General features: G+C 54.3%; 15 protein-coding genes and 2 tRNA genes. 10 read left to right on the top strand and 7 right to left on the bottom strand.

Annotation, left to right across the window (positions count from 1 at the left end; all coding sequences use genetic code 11):
- Positions 1-183 precede the first annotated feature (183 nt).
- The 5 genes from F3J31_RS02475 (at position 184) to narI (ending at position 8,621) form a co-directional block, all read left to right on the top strand.
- Positions 184-1,581, top strand: a complete 1,398-nt coding sequence (locus F3J31_RS02475) for a NarK family nitrate/nitrite MFS transporter (RefSeq protein ID WP_167211150.1) — start codon at positions 184-186, stop codon at positions 1,579-1,581.
- A gap of 380 nt (positions 1,582-1,961) precedes the next feature.
- Positions 1,962-5,705: a nitrate reductase subunit alpha gene (locus F3J31_RS02470; protein WP_167211147.1), complete on the top strand. Its 3,744-nt coding sequence runs from the start codon at positions 1,962-1,964 to the stop codon at positions 5,703-5,705.
- Positions 5,702-7,237 carry a nitrate reductase subunit beta gene (gene narH / locus F3J31_RS02465; RefSeq protein ID WP_111966460.1) on the top strand — a complete coding sequence of 512 codons (1,536 nt, stop codon included), beginning with the start codon at positions 5,702-5,704 and terminating at the stop codon, positions 7,235-7,237. The genes F3J31_RS02470 and narH overlap by 4 nt, the downstream gene beginning before the upstream one ends.
- Positions 7,234-7,944 carry a nitrate reductase molybdenum cofactor assembly chaperone gene (gene narJ / locus F3J31_RS02460; RefSeq protein ID WP_167211144.1) on the top strand — a complete coding sequence of 237 codons (711 nt, stop codon included), beginning with the start codon at positions 7,234-7,236 and terminating at the stop codon, positions 7,942-7,944. Before narH ends, narJ begins: the two co-directional genes overlap by 4 nt.
- Positions 7,944-8,621 carry a respiratory nitrate reductase subunit gamma gene (gene narI / locus F3J31_RS02455; protein ID WP_023312107.1) on the top strand — a complete coding sequence of 226 codons (678 nt, stop codon included), beginning with the start codon at positions 7,944-7,946 and terminating at the stop codon, positions 8,619-8,621. Before narJ ends, narI begins: the two co-directional genes overlap by 1 nt.
- Here the strand turns inward: narI and F3J31_RS02450 are convergent.
- Positions 8,618-9,514, bottom strand: coding sequence for a DMT family transporter (locus F3J31_RS02450; RefSeq protein ID WP_167211140.1), 897 nt, complete (start codon positions 9,512-9,514; stop codon positions 8,618-8,620). The genes narI and F3J31_RS02450 overlap by 4 nt on opposite strands.
- A 107-nt stretch (positions 9,515-9,621) precedes the next feature.
- Here F3J31_RS02450 and F3J31_RS02445 point away from each other — a divergent pair, with 107 nt between their 5' ends.
- A complete protein-coding gene (locus F3J31_RS02445; protein WP_021240337.1) occupies positions 9,622-10,065 on the top strand; it encodes an Lrp/AsnC family transcriptional regulator in 444 nt (147 codons plus the stop codon).
- Positions 10,066-10,142: 77 nt separating this feature from the next.
- Here F3J31_RS02445 and F3J31_RS02440 read toward each other — a convergent pair.
- The 4 genes from F3J31_RS02440 to F3J31_RS02425 form a co-directional block, all read right to left on the bottom strand.
- Positions 10,143-10,227 (bottom strand) — tRNA-Tyr (locus F3J31_RS02440).
- A 35-nt stretch (positions 10,228-10,262) separates the two neighbouring features.
- Positions 10,263-10,347 (bottom strand) — tRNA-Tyr (locus tag F3J31_RS02435).
- Positions 10,348-10,504: 157 nt separating this feature from the next.
- The gene (gene purU, locus F3J31_RS02430) at positions 10,505-11,347 is read right to left on the bottom strand and encodes a formyltetrahydrofolate deformylase (RefSeq protein WP_023312104.1); all 843 of its coding nucleotides are present in this window, start codon (positions 11,345-11,347) and stop codon (positions 10,505-10,507) included.
- 46 nt (positions 11,348-11,393) lie between these two features.
- Positions 11,394-11,852: a YchJ family protein gene (locus F3J31_RS02425; RefSeq protein WP_045908969.1), complete on the bottom strand. Its 459-nt coding sequence runs from the start codon at positions 11,850-11,852 to the stop codon at positions 11,394-11,396.
- Between the two features lie 114 nt (positions 11,853-11,966).
- Here F3J31_RS02425 and rssA point away from each other — a divergent pair, with 114 nt between their 5' ends.
- The 3 genes from rssA to galU all read left to right on the top strand — a co-directional run bounded on the left by rssA (position 11,967) and on the right by galU (position 15,083).
- A complete protein-coding gene (gene rssA, locus F3J31_RS02420) occupies positions 11,967-12,869 on the top strand; it encodes a patatin-like phospholipase RssA (RefSeq protein ID WP_045908968.1) in 903 nt (300 codons plus the stop codon).
- A 91-nt stretch (positions 12,870-12,960) separates the two neighbouring features.
- On the top strand, positions 12,961-13,974 hold the full coding sequence (gene rssB, locus F3J31_RS02415) for a two-component system response regulator RssB (RefSeq protein WP_032647605.1): 1,014 nt from the start codon (positions 12,961-12,963) through the stop codon (positions 13,972-13,974).
- Between the two features lie 200 nt (positions 13,975-14,174).
- Positions 14,175-15,083, top strand: a complete 909-nt coding sequence (gene galU, locus F3J31_RS02410; protein ID WP_008502780.1) for a UTP--glucose-1-phosphate uridylyltransferase GalU — start codon at positions 14,175-14,177, stop codon at positions 15,081-15,083.
- Between the two features lie 202 nt (positions 15,084-15,285).
- Here the strand turns inward: galU and hns are convergent, their stop codons facing one another.
- A complete protein-coding gene (hns, locus tag F3J31_RS02405; protein ID WP_008502781.1) occupies positions 15,286-15,699 on the bottom strand; it encodes a histone-like nucleoid-structuring protein H-NS in 414 nt (137 codons plus the stop codon).
- A gap of 549 nt (positions 15,700-16,248) precedes the next feature.
- On the opposite strand from hns, the gene tdk reads away from it, so the two are divergent.
- Positions 16,249-16,863 carry a thymidine kinase gene (tdk, locus tag F3J31_RS02400; protein WP_021240332.1) on the top strand — a complete coding sequence of 205 codons (615 nt, stop codon included), beginning with the start codon at positions 16,249-16,251 and terminating at the stop codon, positions 16,861-16,863.
- Positions 16,864-16,930: 67 nt separating this feature from the next.
- Here the strand turns inward: tdk and adhE are convergent, their stop codons facing one another.
- Positions 16,931-19,609, bottom strand: coding sequence for a bifunctional acetaldehyde-CoA/alcohol dehydrogenase (gene adhE, locus F3J31_RS02395; protein WP_167211137.1), 2,679 nt, complete (start codon positions 19,607-19,609; stop codon positions 16,931-16,933).
- Between the last annotated feature and the right edge of the window lie 309 nt (positions 19,610-19,918).

Genomic DNA, 19,918 nt, shown 5'->3' with positions numbered 1-19,918 from the left:
GGCGTTGCAGGGAATCGTCAGTGCCGTGAAAAACCACGTCTTTTTTACCGAATTAGCCTACTCACTAAGGATAACACCTTTTTTTGTGCCGCAAATCCTCCCACTTTTCCTTTGATTTATATCAACTTACCGCCGCCCTAAAACCCTAATGTTTGCAGCATCATTCGAGAATCAGAGGTGTCTATGAGTCACTCATCCGCTCCCGAAAGGGAAAATGGTGCCGTTATTACTGACTGGCGTCCAGAGGATCCGGCGTTCTGGCAACAGCGCGGCCATCGTGTAGCAAGCCGGAATCTGTGGATTTCCGTGCCGTGTTTGTTATTAGCGTTTTGCGTATGGATGTTGTTTAGCGCGGTGGCGGTAAATCTGCCCAAAGTCGGCTTTACGTTCACGACCGATCAGCTGTTTATGCTGACCGCGCTGCCGTCGCTGTCAGGCGCGCTGCTGCGCGTCCCTTACGCGTTTATGGTGCCGGTCTTTGGCGGCCGTCGCTGGACGGCGTTCAGTACGGGCATCATGATTATGCCCTGCGTGTGGCTGGGCTTCGCGGTGCAGGATACCTCCACGCCGTTCAGCGTGTTCGTGATTATCTCCCTGCTGTGCGGCTTTGCCGGGGCGAACTTCGCCTCCAGCATGGCCAACATCAGCTTCTTCTTCCCGAAAGCGAAGCAGGGCGGCGCGCTGGGGATTAACGGCGGTCTGGGCAATATGGGCGTGAGCGTGATGCAGCTGATCGCTCCCCTGGCGATCTCGGTCTCCATTTTTGCAGCCTTTGGCGGCGGTGGCGTTGAGCAGGCGGACGGTTCTTCCCTCTATCTGCAAAACGCAGCCTGGATCTGGGTACCGTTCCTCGTGGTCTTCACCCTCGCAGCCTGGTTCTTTATGAATGACCTGTCCGCGTCGAAGGCGTCGCTGAGCGAACAGCTGCCGGTGCTGAAGCGTGGACACCTCTGGGTGATGGCGCTGCTGTATCTGGCGACCTTCGGTTCGTTTATCGGCTTCTCGGCGGGCTTCGCGATGCTGTCGAAAACGCAATTCCCGGACGTGCAGATCCTGCAATTCGCCTTCTTCGGCCCATTTATTGGCGCCCTTGCTCGCTCGCTGGGCGGCATGGTGTCTGACCGTCTGGGTGGTACCCGCGTGACGCTGGTTAACTTCGTCGTGATGGCGGTCTTCTGTGCGTTGTTGTTCCTCACGCTGCCAGCCGACGGACAGGGCGGTAACTTCATCGCCTTCTTCGGCGTGTTTATGGTGCTGTTCCTGACGGCCGGGCTGGGGAGCGCGTCCACCTTCCAGATGATCTCCGTGATCTTCCGTAAGCTGACCATGGACCGCGTAAAAGCGCAGGGCGGAAGCGAAGAACAGGCCATGCGCGAAGCGGCGACGGATACGGCTGCGGCGCTGGGCTTTATCTCCGCCATCGGCGCGATTGGCGGCTTCTTTATCCCGAAAGCGTTCGGTATCTCTCTGGACCTGACCGGCTCTCCAGCCGGTGCCATGAAAGTCTTCCTCGTCTTCTATATCGCCTGCGTCGTGATTACGTGGCTGGTATATGGCCGTAATACCAAGAAAAATAAGTAAGTATGATTATCCGTTTACGCGGCCTTCGGGCCGCGTTTTTTTTGGCGTCAAAATAGTTACAACATACTGGTTGCCATGCAGAGGAAATCCGCAGGCAGCACTGTGATCGCCATCGCTTTACAGGGCGCTCTACCCCTTAATACCTGCGAGGTTAAATTTTGCCTGGCGGTTTGTACGATAAATTAAAAATAACGATATATTTCATATGGATATGAAATTTTAAATGATACCGCTTTGGTGGTATTCGGTGTAACCCCTCGCCTGAAAGTCCCTCGTCGTCTTGATCGTTATCAATTCTCCCCCTCTTTCAGGGCGTTACCTTCGCTGCAAATCAGCAATGTCGATTTAGAGAGCCACAGGCTCCACACAGGAGATACCCGATGAGCAAATTTTTGGACCGGTTTCGCTACTTCAAGCAGAAGGGCGAAACGTTTGCCGATGGGCACGGCCAGGTTCTGGATACCAACCGGGACTGGGAAGACGGTTACCGCCAGCGCTGGCAGCATGACAAAGTCGTCCGTTCGACCCACGGCGTGAACTGCACCGGCTCATGTAGCTGGAAGATTTTCGTTAAGAACGGTCTGGTGACCTGGGAAATGCAGCAGACCGACTATCCTCGCACCCGCCCGGATATGCCGAACCACGAACCGCGCGGCTGCCCGCGTGGCGCCAGCTACTCCTGGTATCTCTACAGCGCGAACCGTCTGAAATACCCCCTGATGCGCAAGCGCCTGATGAAAATGTGGCGTGAAGCGAAAGTGCAACACAGCGATCCGGTGGATGCCTGGGCCTCTATCATTGAAGACGCGGATAAAGCAAAAAGCTTCAAGCAGGCTCGCGGCCGCGGCGGCTTTGTGCGTTCCTCCTGGAAAGAGGTGAACGAGCTGATTGCCGCCTCCAACGTCTACACCGTGAAAACCTACGGTCCTGACCGCGTGGCGGGCTTCTCGCCAATCCCGGCGATGTCGATGGTCTCTTATGCCTCCGGCGCACGCTATCTCTCCTTAATCGGCGGTACCTGCCTGAGCTTCTACGACTGGTACTGCGACCTGCCGCCGGCGTCTCCGCAAACCTGGGGCGAGCAGACCGACGTGCCGGAATCCGCGGACTGGTACAACTCCAGCTACATCATCGCCTGGGGCTCTAACGTGCCGCAGACGCGTACACCGGACGCGCACTTCTTTACCGAAGTCCGTTACAAAGGCACCAAAACCGTGGCGGTGACCCCAGACTATGCGGAAATCGCTAAGCTTTGCGATCTGTGGCTGGCACCGAAGCAGGGTACCGATGCGGCGATGGCGATGGCAATGGGCCACGTCATGCTGCGCGAGTTCCATCTGGATAAACCAAGCCAGTACTTCACCGACTACGTCCGTCGCTACACCGACATGCCGATGCTGGTGATGCTGGAAGAGCGTGACGGGTACTACGCAGCAGGCCGTACGCTGCGCGCCGCCGATCTGGTGGACGCGCTGGGCCAGGAAAATAACCCAGAGTGGAAAACCGTTGCCTATAACAGCAACGGCGAGCTGGTGGCGCCAAACGGCTCTATCGGCTTCCGCTGGGGCGAGAAGGGCAAGTGGAACCTTGAGCAGCGTAACGGCACGACCGGTGAAGAGACGGAGCTGCGCCTGAGCATGCTGGGAAGCCAGGACGAGATCGCCGAGGTGGGCTTCCCGTACTTCGGCGGTGAAGGTTCCGAGCACTTCAACAAGGTTGAACTGAAAAACGTACTGATGCACAAGCTGCCGGTAAAACGCCTGCAGCTGGCCGACGGGTCTACCGCGCTGGTCACCACCGTTTATGACCTGACTATGGCGAACTACGGCCTGGAACGCGGCCTGGGCGATGAAAACTGCGCCACCGGCTATGACGACGTGAAAGCCTACACCCCGGCATGGGCAGAGCAGATCACCGGCGTTCCACGCGCGCAGATCGTGCGTATCGCCCGCGAGTTCGCGGAAAATGCCGACAAAACCCATGGTCGCTCAATGATCATCGTCGGTGCGGGTCTGAACCACTGGTATCACCTCGATATGAACTACCGTGGCCTGATCAACATGCTGATCTTCTGCGGCTGCGTCGGCCAGAGCGGCGGCGGCTGGGCACACTATGTGGGCCAGGAAAAACTGCGTCCGCAGACCGGCTGGCAGCCGCTGGCGTTTGCCCTCGACTGGCAGCGTCCGGCACGCCACATGAACAGCACCTCTTACTTCTATAACCACTCCAGCCAGTGGCGCTACGAGACGGTCACCGCGCAGGAGCTGCTGTCGCCGATGGCGGATAAATCCCGCTACAGCGGCCATCTGATTGACTTCAACGTGCGCGCCGAGCGTATGGGCTGGCTGCCGTCTGCGCCGCAACTGGGCACTAACCCGCTGCGCATTGCGGAAGCGGCGAAGAAAGCGGGCATGTCACCGGTGGATTACACCGTGAAATCGCTGAAGGAAGGCTCAATCCGCTTCGCGGCGGAACAGCCGGAGAACGGTAAAAACCATCCGCGTAACCTGTTCATCTGGCGCTCCAACCTGCTGGGCTCGTCCGGTAAAGGCCACGAGTACATGCTGAAGTACCTGCTCGGTACCGAAAACGGTATCCAGGGGAAAGATCTCGGCAAGCAGGGCGGCGTGAAGCCGGAAGAGGTGGAGTGGAAAGACAACGGTCTCGACGGCAAGCTGGATCTGGTGGTCACTCTCGACTTCCGTCTGTCCAGTACCTGCCTGTACTCCGACATCGTGCTGCCTACCGCCACCTGGTACGAAAAAGACGACATGAATACCTCGGATATGCATCCGTTTATTCATCCGCTGTCTGCGGCCGTTGACCCGGCGTGGGAATCGAAAAGCGACTGGGAGATCTACAAAGACATCGCGAAGACATTCTCCGAAGTCTGCGTGGGGCACCTCGGCAAAGAGACCGACGTGGTGACGCTGCCCATCCAGCACGACTCTGCCGCCGAACTGGCGCAGCCGCTGGACGTGAAGGACTGGAAAAAAGGCGAATGCGATCTGATCCCGGGCGTGACCGCACCGCACATCATTCCGGTTGAGCGTGACTACCCGGCAACGTACGAGCGCTTTACCTCTATCGGCCCGCTGATGGAGAAAATCGGTAACGGCGGGAAAGGGATCGCCTGGAACACCCAGAGCGAAATGGACCTGCTGCGCAAGCTCAACTACACCAAAGCGGACGGTCCAGCGAAAGGCCAGCCAATGCTCAACACGGCAATTGATGCGGCAGAGATGATCCTGACCCTGGCGCCGGAAACCAACGGCCACGTGGCGGTGAAGGCCTGGGCGGCGCTGAGCGAGTTCACCGGTCGTGACCATACGCACCTGGCGACGAATAAAGAGGAAGAGAAAATCCGCTTCCGCGATATTCAGGCCCAGCCGCGCAAGATTATCTCCAGCCCGACCTGGTCTGGCCTGGAAGACGAGCATGTGTCCTATAACGCCGGCTACACCAACGTTCACGAGCTGATCCCATGGCGCACTCTGTCCGGCCGCCAGTCGCTGTATCAGGATCACCAGTGGATGCGCGACTTCGGTGAAAGCCTGCTGGTGTACCGTCCGCCAATCGACACCCGCTCCGTGAAAGCGGTGATGGGCGCGAAATCGAACGGTAACCCGGAGAAGGCGCTGAACTTCCTGACGCCGCACCAGAAGTGGGGGATCCACTCCACCTACAGCGACAACCTGCTGATGCTGACCCTGTCGCGCGGCGGTCCGATTGTCTGGATGAGCGAAACGGATGCCAAAGATCTGGGTATTGAAGATAACGACTGGATCGAAGTGTTCAACAGCAACGGTGCCCTGACGGCGCGTGCGGTGGTGAGCCAGCGCGTACCGGCCGGGATGACCATGATGTACCACGCGCAGGAACGTATCGTTAACCTGCCGGGGTCAGAGATCACCGAGCAGCGCGGCGGGATCCACAACTCCGTGACCCGCATTACACCGAAGCCGACCCACATGATCGGTGGCTATGCGCAGCTGGCCTACGGCTTTAACTACTACGGCACCGTAGGATCGAACCGCGATGAGTTCGTGGTGGTACGTAAGATGAAGAATATTAACTGGTTAGACGGCGAAGGTAATGACCAGGTACAGGAGAGCGTAAAATGAAAATTCGTTCACAAGTCGGCATGGTGCTGAATCTGGATAAATGCATCGGCTGCCATACCTGCTCGGTCACCTGTAAAAACGTCTGGACCAGCCGTGAAGGTATGGAATACGCCTGGTTCAACAACGTGGAAAGCAAGCCGGGCACCGGCTTCCCGACCGACTGGGAAAACCAGGAGAAGTGGAAGGGCGGCTGGATCCGCAAAATCAACGGCAAGCTGCAGCCGCGCATGGGTAACCGTGCTTGGCTTCTGGGAAAAATCTTCGCTAACCCGCATCTGCCGGGCATCGATGATTACTACGAGCCGTTTGATTACGACTACCAGAACCTGCACAACGCGCCGGAAGGCAAACACCAGCCGATCGCCCGTCCTCGCTCGCTGATCACCGGTCAGCGCATGGACAAAATTACCAGCGGCCCAAACTGGGAAGAGATTCTGGGCGGCGAGTTTGAGAAACGCGCCAAAGACCAGAACTTCGAGAACATGCAAAAGGCGATGTACGGCCAGTTCGAAAACACCTTCATGATGTATCTGCCGCGCCTGTGCGAGCACTGCCTTAACCCGGCGTGCGTGGCGACCTGCCCGAGCGGCGCCATCTACAAGCGTGAAGAAGATGGCATCGTGCTGATCGACCAGGACAAGTGCCGCGGCTGGCGTATGTGCATCACCGGCTGCCCGTACAAAAAGATCTACTTCAACTGGAAGAGCGGCAAGTCTGAGAAGTGCATCTTCTGCTACCCGCGTATCGAAGCCGGTATGCCGACCGTCTGTTCCGAAAGCTGCGTAGGCCGTATTCGCTACCTCGGCGTGCTGTTGTACGACGCGGACGCGATTGAAAACGCAGCGAGCACCGAGAACGAGAAGGATCTGTATCAGCGTCAGCTGGACGTGTTCCTCGATCCGAACGATCCGAAGGTCATTGAGCAGGCGCTGAAGGACGGCATTCCGCAGAGCGTGATTGACGCCGCGCAGCAATCTCCGGTGTACAAGATGGCGATGGACTGGAAGCTGGCCCTGCCGCTGCATCCGGAATACCGCACGCTGCCGATGGTCTGGTACGTGCCGCCCCTGTCGCCGATTCAGTCTGCCGCTGACGCGGGCGAGCTGGGCAGCAACGGCATTCTGCCGGATGTGGAGAGCCTGCGCATTCCGGTGCAGTACCTGGCAAACCTGCTGACCGCAGGGGATACTCAGCCGGTCCTGCTGGCGCTGAAACGTATGCTGGCGATGCGCCACTTCAAGCGTGCCGAAACCGTGGACGGCGTGACCGATACCCGCGCGCTGGAAGAGGTTGGTCTGACCGAAGCGCAGGCGCAGGAGATGTACCGCTATCTGGCGATTGCCAACTACGAAGACCGCTTCGTGGTGCCGAGCAGCCACCGTGAGCTGGCCCGCGAAGCCTTCCCGGAGAAAAACGGCTGTGGCTTTAGCTTTGGCGACGGTTGCCACGGGTCAGACAGCAAATTCAACCTGTTCAACAGCCGCCGCATCGACGCCATGGATGTGACCAGTAAAACGGAGCCGCACTCATGATTGAACTTGTCATTGTTTCTCGACTGCTTGAGTACCCGGATGCGGCGCTAGCGCAGCATCAGCAGGAACTCTTTGATGCACTCGCGTCTTCAGAAAACCTGGATAAAGAGGATGCCCAGAAGCTTGGCGTTTTCCTCCGTGACCTGTTAGCGCGCGACCTTCTGGACGCGCAGGCGGACTACAGCCAGCTGTTTGACCGTGGACGTGCAACGTCCCTGCTGTTGTTTGAACACGTTCACGGTGAATCCCGCGACCGCGGTCAGGCGATGGTGGATCTGATGGCCCAGTACGAACGGCACGGCCTGCAGCTCGACAGCCGCGAGCTGCCGGACCATCTGCCGCTCTATCTGGAGTATCTGGCGCAGTTGCCGAAAGAGGAGGCGCTGGGTGGTCTGCAGGACATCGCGCCGATCCTGGCGCTGCTCGGCGCGCGTCTTCAGCAGCGTGAGAGCCGCTATGCGGTGCTGTTCGATCTGCTGGTGAAGCTGGCCAACGCCGCGGTCGACAGTGAAAAAGTGGCGGAGAAAATCGCCGATGAAGCCCGTGACGATACGCCACAGGCACTGGATGCGGTATGGGAAGAAGAGCAGGTGAAATTCTTTGCTGACCAGAACTGCGGGGAATCCGAAATCTCAGCGCATCAGCGTCGTTTTGCCGGTGCCGTGGCCCCGCAATATTTGAATATCTCTAACGGAGGACGGCACTAATGCACTTCCTGAATATGTTCTTCTTTGACATTTACCCGTATATCGCGGGCACCGTGTTCCTGGTGGGAAGCTGGCTGCGTTATGACTACGGCCAGTACACCTGGCGTGCCGCCTCCAGCCAGATGCTGGATCGCAAAGGGATGCATGTGGGCTCTAACCTGTTCCACATCGGTATTCTGGGCATTTTTGCCGGTCACTTCCTCGGGATGCTGACGCCACACTGGATGTATGAAGCGTGGCTACCGATTGAGGTGAAGCAGAAGATGGCGATGATCGCCGGCGGTGCCTGCGGGGTGATGACCTTAGTCGGTGGCCTGCTGCTGCTGAAACGTCGTCTGTTCAGCCCACGCGTGCGTGCTACCACGACCGCTGCGGACATCCTGATCCTCTCCCTGCTGATGGTGCAGTGCGCGCTGGGTCTGTTGACCATTCCGTTCTCGGCGCAGCATATGGACGGCAGTGAAATGATGAAGCTGGTGGGCTGGGCGCAGTCCGTGGTGACCTTCCACGGCGGAGCGTCTGCGCACCTGGACGGCGTAGCGTTTATCTTCCGTGTTCACCTGGTGCTGGGGATGACGCTGTTTGTGCTGTTCCCGTTCTCCCGCCTGGTGCATATCTGGAGCGCGCCGGTGGAGTACCTGACGCGCAAATACCAGATAGTACGCGCCCGTCGCTAATTTGCCGTTTTGATACCAACCCCGCACTCGCGGGGTTTTTTTTCGCCCCAGCCCAGGTTGTTACCCGCGGCAGCAAACAGGATAAGCGCGCCACCCGCCAGCTGCGTCAGGCTCAGCGCATGTCCGAACAGCAGATTATCAACCACAATTGCTACCACCGGATAGATAAACGACAGGGAGCCGGTAATGGGCGTCGGCAGCTTCTGAATCGCGCTGTAGAGCAACTGGTACATAATGCCGGTATGGACAATGCCCAGCGTGAGCAGGATCGGCCAGGGAAAATCACCGGATAATGACGGCAGGCTGGCAAACGGCAAAAGCATCACGACGCCCGTCAGTACCTGGATAAAGGCGATATGCTGCGGTGCGATGGATTTCAGCTTGCGGGCAATCATGGCCGTTAGCGCGTAGAAGAAGGCCGCGGCCATGGCCAGACCGATTCCGGCGAGCCATTCACCGCCATGCGCGCCGGTCAGCTCGCTGGAGAGCAGTATCACCACGCCGCCAAAGGCGAGAAACAGCCAGCCCCATTTCACCAGGCTGACGCGTTCTCCGAAAAACATCCCCATCAAGACCAGCATAAACGGCTGGGTGTTATAGACCACGGTCGAAAGGCCAATCGAGATCCGCTCATAGGCTGCGAAGAGCAGCAGCCAGTTCACCACGAGCGCCACGCCGCCGAGAATAGCCAGCAGCAGCGTGGTGCGGGTGAGGGGACTAAAGGGCTTTTGACTGACCCGGATAAAAATAAAAAGCGCCATAGCCCCGATAAGACAGCGCCAGAACACCACTTCCGTCACCGGCAGACCGGAGAGCAAAACAAACGCGCCGATAGAGCCGGAAATTAACATCGCCAGGCTCATTTGCCAGACGCCTTTATGTAAATCACGCATCACCCACCTCCTGATTAATGACGCTATTGTCGAAAATCGCTGTCGGGTTTTACAGGGGTGATATAAGGTTGAAAAGGTAAATGACTTTTTAAAATTAGGTGAAAAGAATGGAATGCCTTATCGATGATATCGACCGACAAATTTTAGCCTGTCTGGTTGAGGATGCGCGCATGTCGTTGAAGGTGCTCAGCGGCCGCATCGGTCTGACGTCCCCCAGCACGGCAGAACGCCTGAAGAGGCTGGAAGAGCGCGGTGTGATCCAGGGTTATGGTGCACGGGTGAATCTGGCGGCGCTGGGGTATACGCTGCAGGCGCTGGTACGGGTTCGCCCCTTACCGGGTCTGTTGCATAAGGTGGATAAGTACATTCAGGCGATGCCGGAGTGTATTGAGAGCGACAAAGTGACCGGGGAAGATTGCTTTGTGATTAGGCTGGTGGTGCGATCGATAGAGCAACTGGATGCGCTGCTGGATGGTCTGGCAGAGCATGCTCAGTGTAATACGTCGATTGTGAAGAGTTCGCCTGTCAGGCGTCGTTTGCCGCCGATGTAGCCATTTTTCGCCGGGTGACGGCTGCGCCTTACCCGGCCTACAAAGGCGGACTTGGTTTTTTTATGTTGGGGAAGTGATGGTGGTGGGGGAAGGATTCGAACCTTCGAAGTCGATGACGGCAGATTTACAGTCTGCTCCCTTTGGCCGCTCGGGAACCCCACCAGGGGTAATTCAAATTTTGAGGTCGTGCTGAGAGATGGTGGTGGGGGAAGGATTCGAACCTTCGAAGTCGATGACGGCAGATTTACAGTCTGCTCCCTTTGGCCGCTCGGGAACCCCACCACGGGGTAATGCTTTTTACTGGCCTGCTTCCTGCTGGAAGCGGGGCGCATCATATCAAATGAGACGCCCCTGTAAAGCATTCCTTTAGGGAAACGAAGTTGTTTGCCTGCTTTTTATCCGTAAAGGCGCAAAGCTAATCAATTCATTTTCCGAAAGATTAAAGAATGATGGTTCTGTTACCGTAAACGAAGACTCGCTGAGCCAGCACCTGATACAGCGCGCGGCTTAACACATTCTTCTCAACGTCACGGCCTGCGCGCATCATGTCCTCAGCGGTGTAGGTGTGATCCACATGAATCACGTCCTGCATGATGATGGGACCTTCGTCCAGGTTGTCATTCACGTAATGGGCTGTCGCGCCGATGATCTTCACGCCGCGCTCGTAGGCCTGGTGGTATGGACGCGCGCCAATAAAGGCCGGCAGGAACGAGTGGTGGATGTTGATGATCTTGTTCGGGAAACGCGCCACGAAAGATGGCGTTAACACGCGCATGTATTTCGCCAGCACCACATAGTCCGGGTTATGCGCTTCAATGGCCTGCGCCATCAAATCGTCGTGCTCTTCACGGGTATGACCTTCATGGCTGACCAGCTCGAACGGAATATCAAAGCGCTCGACCAGCGTACGCAGCGTCTCGTGGTTGCCAATCACGGCAGCAATTTCAACGTCCAGACCGCCGTAGTTGGCCTTCATCAGCAGGTCACCCAGGCAATGTGCTTCTTTGGTCACCAGGATCACGATGCGGCGTCGGCCCGCAGGGGTCAGCTCGCGTACGGAGCCTTCCGGAAGCGCGCTGTCCAGATCGGCCAGCAGCGTGGTGTCGTTGAAAATACCTTCCAGTTCGGTACGCATGAAGAAGCGGCCGGTACGGTGGTCAACGAACTCGTTGTTCTGCACGATATTCAGTTCATGTTTGTAGCAAATGTTGGTAATTCGTGCGATCAGCCCTTTTTGATCGGGACAGATGGTGCGCAGAACTTTACGTTGTAATGATTGCATCGCCGGGAAATCCTGTTTGTATTTGCGAAGTCTGGGTTGTCAGGCATTACTGCCCGCAACACTTTTTAAATTTTTTACCTGAACCACACGGGCAGGGATCGTTACGACCAAACTGTGGGCGCGTTCCGTCAATATAATACCATTGCCCGCTTTCCTTTAAGAACCGGGAACGCTCGATAATGGCACCCGGTTTATTATTCTCGGTAAAACGGGCAACAAAGCTGACGTAACCTTCATCCACATGACTGCCTGGAGAGGACTCATAGACGGTGAGGCCGAGCCACTGCGTGTTCGCAAACCCGGCTTCGATGTCCTGTTTGAAATCGGCTGCGCGGCAGGATGGATGCCAGGTTTTAATCAGATAGTCTGCGTCTTTGATCACAAAAGCAGTGTACCGTGAACGCATAAGGTGTGACGGGTCTGGTGCAACCTGATCGCCAGAAAGATATCGCTGGCAACATAGGCTATACTCCAGAGCGCTACCACAAGGGCAGAGTTGAGACACGATTCTCTTCCTGGAACAAAATATAAAGGCGTAAAACGCTTCGGGTAGCACTATGTTAACTGAGGCGTTGCGTTGACGCTATGTCAGGAATCCAGGGGAAGTAAAACAGGACTAATGAGAAAGGTTAAAATTGGGCTGGCGTTGGGTTCAGGTGCCGCCCGGGGATGGTCGCACATCGGCGTGATTAATGCCTTAAATCAGATGGGCATTACCGTCGATATTGTTGCAGGGTGTTCAATCGGATCGCTTGTCGGCTCCGCTTACGCGTGCGGGAAGCTTCCGGAGCTCGAGACATGGGTGCGCTCCTTCAGCTACTGGGACGTGCTGCGTCTGATGGACCTCTCCTGGCAGCGTGGTGGACTGCTGCGCGGCGAACGCGTCTTTAACCAGTTCCGCCAGGTCATGCCTCTCGAAGACTTCACTGATTGTCAGATGCCTTTCGGCGCCGTCGCGACAAACCTCAGCACAGGACGCGAGCTCTGGCTCACCGAAGGCGATATCCATCTTGCCGTGCGTGCCTCCTGCAGTATGCCGGGACTCATGGCGCCTGTCCCACACAACGGTTACTGGCTTGTCGATGGTGGCGTCGTTAACCCGGTTCCCATCTCTCTGACGCGTGCTATGGGGGCGGACATCGTGATTGCCGTCGACTTGCAGCACGATGCCCACCTGATGCAGCAGGATCTCATGCCGGTCAATCTCCAGAGCGAAGATGCTGAGGGCGAGAAACTGGCCTGGCATGAACGCCTGCGCGGAAGAATCGGGCGTCTGGCCGCGCGTCGTTCGGTTGCCGCGCCGACGGCGATAGAAATCATGACCACGTCAATTCAGGTTCTCGAGAACCGCCTTAAACGTAACCGTATGGCAGGCGATCCTCCGGATATTCTTATTCAGCCGTACTGTCCGCAAATCTCTACCCTTGATTTCCATCGGGCTGAGGCCGCCATCGCAGCGGGCTCGTTAGCCGTCGAAAAGAAAATGGACGAATTGTTGCCTTTTGTGCAGACCGCACGTTAAGCACCTTTTTTTGACTACTTCAGCAAAATCTGACAGGCGATAGTGCCGATCGCATGCCACTATTTAGTTACTGTCAGCCAGGGGAGGAACCATGACGCAGCCATTGGCCGGAAAACACATTTTGATTGTTGAAGACGAGCCCGTTTTCCGATCGCTACTGGATTCGTGGTTATCCTCGCTGGGCGCAATGACGTCGCTGGCTGAAGATGGCATCGACGCCCTGGAAAAAATGATCAGCATTACGCCCGATTTGATGATTTGCGACATTGCGATGCCGCGCATGAATGGACTGAAGCTGGTTGAACATCTGCGTAACGAAGGCAATCAGACGCCGATACTGGTGATCTCTGCCACCGAGAACATGGCGGACATCGCAAAAGCATTACGTCTTGGGGTACAGGATATTCTGCTTAAGCCGGTCAAAGATTTGCACCGGCTGCGAGAAACGGTCCTGGCGTGCCTTTATCCGAATATGTTTAATTCCCGGGTAGAGGAAGAGGAGCGTCTTTTCCAGGATTGGGACGCTCTGGTGAGTAATCCGCCTGCCGCGGCGAAACTGTTGCAAGAACTCCAGCCGCCCGTTCAGCAAACTATTTCACACTGTCGCGTAAATTATCGGCAGCTGGTGGCCGCTGACCAGCCAGGACTGGTGCTGGATATTGCGCCACTGTCAGATTCCGATCTTGCGTTTTATTCTCTGGATGTCACCCGGGCCGGGGATAACGGTGTATTAGCGGCGTTACTTCTTCGTGCGCTATTTAATGGTTTGTTGCAGGAACAGTTATCCCATCAGGGACAACGGTTGCCTGAGTTAGGCAGTTTACTCAAACAGGTAAACCAGCTTTTTCGTCAGGCCAATCTGCCTGGACAGTTCCCGCTATTGGTTGGCTATTACCATAGCGGTTTAAAAAATCTGATCCTCGTTTCAGCCGGTCTCAATGCATCACTGAATACCGGTGAACACCATATTCAGGTGAGTAACGGTGTACCGCTTGGGACGTTGGGAACGGCGTATCTTAATCAAATTAGCCACCGCTGTTCCTCGTGGCAGTGCCAAATTTGGGGTGCCGGGGGACGGTTACGCTTAATGTTGTCCACGGAATAAGCAATTGGATCGTCATTTTAAGATTGCTTTACCTGTGTTTTACGGGGAGTGCTACTATCGCTGCCCGGTTTCATGCGTATTTATCCTAATTGATCGGCAACGCGTTCTTTTCAGACCCGGACTGCGGGGCGAGACTGATATACTCAACGCGTTATTTATTGCATAAAAGTTCAAAACTTGAACAGCTCAGGAGAATTTGAATGGCTGCCCTAAATTCGAAAGTCAGAAAGGCCGTTATCCCGGTAGCGGGATTGGGGACCAGGATGTTACCAGCAACTAAGGCGATTCCTAAAGAGATGCTGCCTCTGGTTGATAAGCCATTAATCCAGTATGTCGTGAATGAATGTATCGCAGCCGGCATCACTGAAATTGTGCTGGTTACGCATTCATCTAAAAACTCTATCGAAAACCATTTCGATACAAGCTTTGAACTTGAAGCCATGCTGGAAAAACGTGTTAAGCGTCAGCTGTTAGAAGAAGTTCAGTCTATTTGCCCTCCACACGTCACCATTATGCAGGTTCGTCAGGGGCTGGCTAAAGGTCTGGGCCACGCTGTTATGTGCGCGCACCCTGTCGTGGGGGATGAGCCTGTAGCGGTAATTCTGCCTGACGTTATTCTGGATGAATACGAATCCGATCTTTCTCAGGATAACCTGGCTGAAATGATCAAACGTTTCGACGAAACCGGCAGCAGCCAGATTATGGTTGAGCCTGTTGAAGACGTAACGGCATACGGTGTGGTTGACTGCAAAGGCGTTAACCTGGAGCCGGGTGAGAGTGTGCCAATGGTGGGCGTCGTAGAGAAGCCTAAAGCCGATGTCGCGCCTTCAAACCTTGCTGTTGTAGGTCGCTATGTCCTGAGTGCTGAAATCTGGCCTCTGCTGGCTAAAACGCCTCCAGGAGCGGGTGATGAGATCCAGCTGACGGATGCCATCGATATGCTGATCGAGAAAGAGACCGTTGAGGCCTACCATATGAAAGGTAAGAGCCATGACTGCGGTAATAAGCTCGGTTATATGCAGGCGTTTGTTGAATATGGTATCCGTCACAATACCCTTGGCGAAGAATTTAAAACCTGGCTCAAAGAGAGCGTAGGTATTAAGAAATAAGCCACGGTTGTAAATGTTCGAAACCGGTGAGGCGTTGCCCACCGGTTTTTTTATGCCCATAACACTCCCGAAAACCTGTCTGAAAGTACAGTCGATGAAATTGCTAAATAATGCTTTATGACAGAGTGTAAGAGGATGTTTGTGGCAAATTTAGGTTAAAAAAAATCCCGCAATATGCGGGATTTTTCTGAATGAGGCTCGATTAATCCTTGATCAGGAAGTCGTCCAGCTGTTTACCCTGCTCATCCATCGCTTTCTTGATAACAGCAGGAGTACGACCCTGGCCAGTCCAGGTTTTAGTTTCGCCGTTCTCATCAACGTAGCTATATTTAGCAGGACGGGCAGCACGCTTAGCTTTAGTACCGGTTTTAGCGGCAGCCATGCTGTTCAGCAATTCATTTGGATCGATACCATCAGCAATCAGCATTTCACGATATTGCTGCAGTTTACGAGTACGTTCTTCGATTTCAGCCGCAGCAGCGCTTTCTTCTTCGCGACGTTCATTAACTACAACTTCTAATTTTTCCAGCATTTCTTCAAGCGTTTCGAGGGTGCATTCTCTTGCCTGCGCACGAAGAGTACGGATGTTGTTCAGAATTTTAAGTGCTTCGCTCATTGTAGTAATCTCAAACTTATAATGGGGGGTGGTTTGTTGACCTAATAATAGAGCCATAAATTCAGATGTGCAATAGCCAGGAATGTAAGGAATTCAAAAAATACTAAATAATGCCGCTATTATTAATTACGCTAACTTAAATTCCACCACTCCGCTGTCTCGGTTGTTATCACCGGAACCTGCTTAACCCGGTCGATTGCGTCTTTTTTTTGTGACATTTCCCGCAGGAATTATAGTTGCGGCGGAGAAATATCAGCCTTTTGTATTAGTTCTCACCCCTGGTGTTAAGCCTGAAATAGTTAATAAATAGTGAATTTTAAAGGGCCGGGATTCCACTATAAAAAGAAGTGTTATGTTTGGCTTAACTTATAACATATTGGCGTGGCTGAATGGGTTTACTTCATGTTTTAACGGGTTATTTTCATAAACAGAAGGTACTGAACGCGGCACTGAACCGCATCCTCTGTGCGCTGCATCGCTGATGACCGGACAAAATATGGTACAATGACTCATCGGGAATATTACACATTGATTAGGGTTTTACGGCCAATGGCACAACTTTATTTCTACTATTCGGCAATGAATGCCGGGAAATCCACCGCGCTGCTGCAATCCTCGTACAATTACCAGGAACGCGGGATGCGTACCGTTGTTTATACGGCTGAAATTGACGATCGCTTTGGCGCAGGGAAGGTGAGCTCCAGAATAGGGCTCTCGTCGCCTGCCAGGCTGTTTAACCCGAAAACCGATCTGTTTGAAGACATTCGTGCAGAACATGCGGCACAGCCCATTCACTGCGTACTGGTCGATGAGAGCCAGTTTCTGACGCGTGAACAGGTCCATGCCCTGTCAGAGGTGGTCGATGAGCTTGATATCCCCGTGCTCTGTTACGGCCTGCGTACGGATTTCCGCGGGGAGCTTTTTGAAGGGAGCCAGTATTTGCTCGCCTGGTCGGATAAACTTGTCGAACTGAAAACGATCTGCTTCTGCGGTCGTAAAGCGAGTATGGTGCTTCGTCTCGACCAGTCCGGGAAACCTTATGCAGATGGTGAGCAGGTGGTGATAGGCGGCAATGAACGCTATGTTTCGGTCTGCCGTAAGCATTATAAAGAAGCGTTGTCTGTAGGCTCGCTGACGGCGATTCAGCACGACAACAGAAAATAACTCAATCTTATTATTCAGACATAAAAAAACCCGCCATTAAGGCGGGTTTTTCATCTGCTGCTGTCAATCAAGCGCTTTTCTTCGCTTTCTTGTCAGCTTTGATGACTGGGGCTTCTGTTTTCACAGCGGCAACGTCACCTTCTCTGAACTCACGACCGTAGTAGGTATCCAGCAGAATCTGTTTCAGCTCGGAGATCAGTGGGTAGCGCGGGTTAGCACCAGTACACTGGTCATCGAATGCATCTTCAGACAGTTTGTCTACGTGAGCGAGGAAGTCAGCTTCCTGTACGCCCGCTTCACGGATTGATTTAGGAATACCCAGTTCAGCCTTCAGGCTTTCCAGCCATGCCAGCAGTTTCTCAATCTTCGCAGCAGTGCGGTCGCCCGGTGCGCTCAGACCAAGGTGGTCAGCGATTTCAGCATAGCGACGACGGGCTTGTGGACGGTCGTACTGGCTGAAAGCTGTCTGCTTGGTTGGGTTGTCGTTAGCGTTATAACGGATAACGTTGCTGATCAACAGGGCGTTCGCCAGACCGTGAGGAATGTGGAACTGTGAGCCCAGTTTGTGCGCCATTGAGTGGCAAACACCCAGGAAGGCGTTGGCAAACGCGATACCGGCGATGGTTGCTGCACTGTGGACACGTTCACGTGCTACAGGGTTTTTAGAGCCTTCGTTGTAAGACGCTGGCAGGTTTTCCTTCAGCAGTTTCAGAGCCTGCAGGGCCTGACCGTCTGAGAACTCGGACGCCAGCACAGAAACGTAAGCTTCCAGGGCGTGAGTCACCGCATCCAGACCACCGAACGCACACAGTGACTTCGGCATCTCCATGACCAGGTTCGCATCAACGATAGCCATGTCTGGCGTCAGCGCATAGTCAGCCAGTGGGTATTTCTGACCTGTTGCATCGTCGGTTACTACCGCGAATGGCGTAACTTCTGAACCGGTACCGGAAGTGGTGGTGACCGCGATCATTTTCGCTTTTACGCCCATTTTCGGGAACTTGTAGATACGTTTACGGATATCCATAAAGCGCAGCGCCAGTTCTTCGAAGTGCGTTTCAGGATGCTCGTACATAACCCACATGATTTTCGCGGCGTCCATTGGGGAACCACCACCCAGTGCGATAATCACATCTGGTTTGAAGGAGTTAGCCAGCTCAGCACCTTTACGTACAACGCTCAGGGTTGGGTCAGCTTCAACTTCGAAGAATACTTCAGTTTCGACGCCAGCCGCTTTCAGCACGGAGGTGATCTGGTCAGCGTAGCCGTTGTTAAACAGGAAACGGTCAGTCACGATGAGCGCACGCTTGTGGCCATCAGTAATCACTTCATCCAGCGCGATTGGCAGAGAGCCACGGCGGAAGTAGATAGATTTCGGAAGTTTGTGCCACAACATGTTTTCAGCTCGCTTAGCAACGGTTTTCTTGTTGATCAGGTGTTTTGGACCAACGTTTTCAGAGATGGAGTTACCACCCCAGGAACCACAACCCAGAGTCAGGGAAGGTGCGAGTTTAAAGTTGTACAGGTCACCGATACCACCCTGAGAAGCAGGGGTGTTGATCAGGATACGTGCAGTTTTCATCATCTGACCGAAGTGAGCAACACGCTCTGGCTGGTTGTCCTGGTCAGTGTACAGACAAGAGGTGTGACCGATACCGCCCATGGCAACCAGCTTCTCTGCTTTCTCAACCGCGTCTTCGAAATCTTTCGCACGGTACATGGCAAGCGTAGGAGACAGTTTTTCGTGAGCAAACGGCTCGCTTTCGTCAACAACTTTCACTTCACCGATCAGGATTTTGGTTGTTGCCGGAACGGTAAAGCCTGCGAGTTCAGCAATTTTGTAGGCTGGCTGACCCACGATAGCGGCGTTCAGCGCGCCATTTTTCAGGATGATGTCCTGAACTGCTTTCAGCTCTTTGCCCTGCAGCAGGTAGCCGCCGTGGCTGGCGAAACGTTCGCGAACCGCGTCATATACGGAATCCACGACCACAACAGACTGTTCAGATGCACAGATCACGCCGTTATCGAAGGTTTTAGACATCAGCACAGACGCGACAGCACGTTTGATATCAGCGGTTTCATCGATAACAACAGGGGTGTTACCCGCGCCCACGCCGATAGCAGGTTTACCGGAGCTGTATGCGGCTTTAACCATGCCTGGACCACCGGTCGCCAGAATCAGGTTAATGTCCGGGTGATGCATCAGCGCGTTGGAGAGCTCAACAGAAGGTTGGTCGATCCAGCCGATCAGGTCTTTTGGTGCACCCGCAGCGATAGCCGCTTGCAGGACGATATCTGCAGCTTTGTTAGTCGCGTCTTTCGCACGTGGGTGTGGAGAGAAGATGATTGCGTTACGAGTCTTCAGGCTAATCAGTGATTTGAAGATTGCAGTAGACGTTGGGTTAGTGGTCGGAACAATACCGCAGATGATGCCGATAGGTTCAGCGATGGTGATGGTACCGAAGGTGTCGTCTTCGGACAACACGCCACAGGTTTTCTCATCTTTATAGGCGTTGTAGATATACTCGGAAGCGAAGTGGTTTTTAATCACTTTATCTTCCACGATACCCATGCCGGATTCGGCAACGGCCATTTTAGCGAGAGGGATTCGAGCATCTGCAGCAGCCAGTGCGGCCGCGCGGAAGATTTTATCAACCTGTTCTTGGGTGAAATTGGCATATTCACGCTGGGCTTTTTTAACGCGCTCGACGAGGGCGTTCAGTTCAGCGATATTAGTAACAGCCATAATGCTCTCCTGATAATGTTTAAACTCTTTTAGTAAACCAGCGCTCGATACGTCACACAGTATAGACAGAGCCGATACGACTTGCGTAACACAAAGTAAAACAAAGAGTTACTTTCTGCGTCAGCACACTAATTTACTAAAAGAGCCTTACCTTAGCATCATCCCTTTTTGTCAGGTGACCTCCCTGGGGGTGTAACCAAGATTACTCACTTCTGAGTACGAAAATCATGATCTGTGTCAATTTTCCCCCAAGCTGATACCTTTCAGCAGGGTTATTTCGTGCTGATTTTTCCAGTGTTAAATAATTAC

It is taken from the genome of Enterobacter sp. Acro-832 (assembly GCF_011752745.1).
GTDB lineage: Bacteria > Pseudomonadota > Gammaproteobacteria > Enterobacterales > Enterobacteriaceae > Enterobacter > Enterobacter quasiroggenkampii.
The sequence above is the reverse complement of the archived record's forward strand: the minus strand, read 5'-3'. Positions and strand labels throughout refer to the sequence as shown.

Coding starts and splice junctions, on each gene's coding strand:
- F3J31_RS02475 (WP_167211150.1), top strand. CDS start 184: ATGAGTCACTCATCCGCTCCCGAAAGGGAAAATGGTGCCGTTATTACT.
- F3J31_RS02470 (WP_167211147.1), top strand. CDS start 1,962: ATGAGCAAATTTTTGGACCGGTTTCGCTACTTCAAGCAGAAGGGCGAA.
- narH (WP_111966460.1), top strand. CDS start 5,702: ATGAAAATTCGTTCACAAGTCGGCATGGTGCTGAATCTGGATAAATGC.
- narJ (WP_167211144.1), top strand. CDS start 7,234: ATGATTGAACTTGTCATTGTTTCTCGACTGCTTGAGTACCCGGATGCG.
- narI (WP_023312107.1), top strand. CDS start 7,944: ATGCACTTCCTGAATATGTTCTTCTTTGACATTTACCCGTATATCGCG.
- F3J31_RS02450 (WP_167211140.1), bottom strand. CDS start 9,514: ATGCGTGATTTACATAAAGGCGTCTGGCAAATGAGCCTGGCGATGTTA.
- F3J31_RS02445 (WP_021240337.1), top strand. CDS start 9,622: ATGGAATGCCTTATCGATGATATCGACCGACAAATTTTAGCCTGTCTG.
- purU (WP_023312104.1), bottom strand. CDS start 11,347: ATGCAATCATTACAACGTAAAGTTCTGCGCACCATCTGTCCCGATCAA.
- rssA (WP_045908968.1), top strand. CDS start 11,967: ATGAGAAAGGTTAAAATTGGGCTGGCGTTGGGTTCAGGTGCCGCCCGG.
- rssB (WP_032647605.1), top strand. CDS start 12,961: ATGACGCAGCCATTGGCCGGAAAACACATTTTGATTGTTGAAGACGAG.
- galU (WP_008502780.1), top strand. CDS start 14,175: ATGGCTGCCCTAAATTCGAAAGTCAGAAAGGCCGTTATCCCGGTAGCG.
- hns (WP_008502781.1), bottom strand. CDS start 15,699: ATGAGCGAAGCACTTAAAATTCTGAACAACATCCGTACTCTTCGTGCG.
- tdk (WP_021240332.1), top strand. CDS start 16,249: ATGGCACAACTTTATTTCTACTATTCGGCAATGAATGCCGGGAAATCC.
- adhE (WP_167211137.1), bottom strand. CDS start 19,609: ATGGCTGTTACTAATATCGCTGAACTGAACGCCCTCGTCGAGCGCGTT.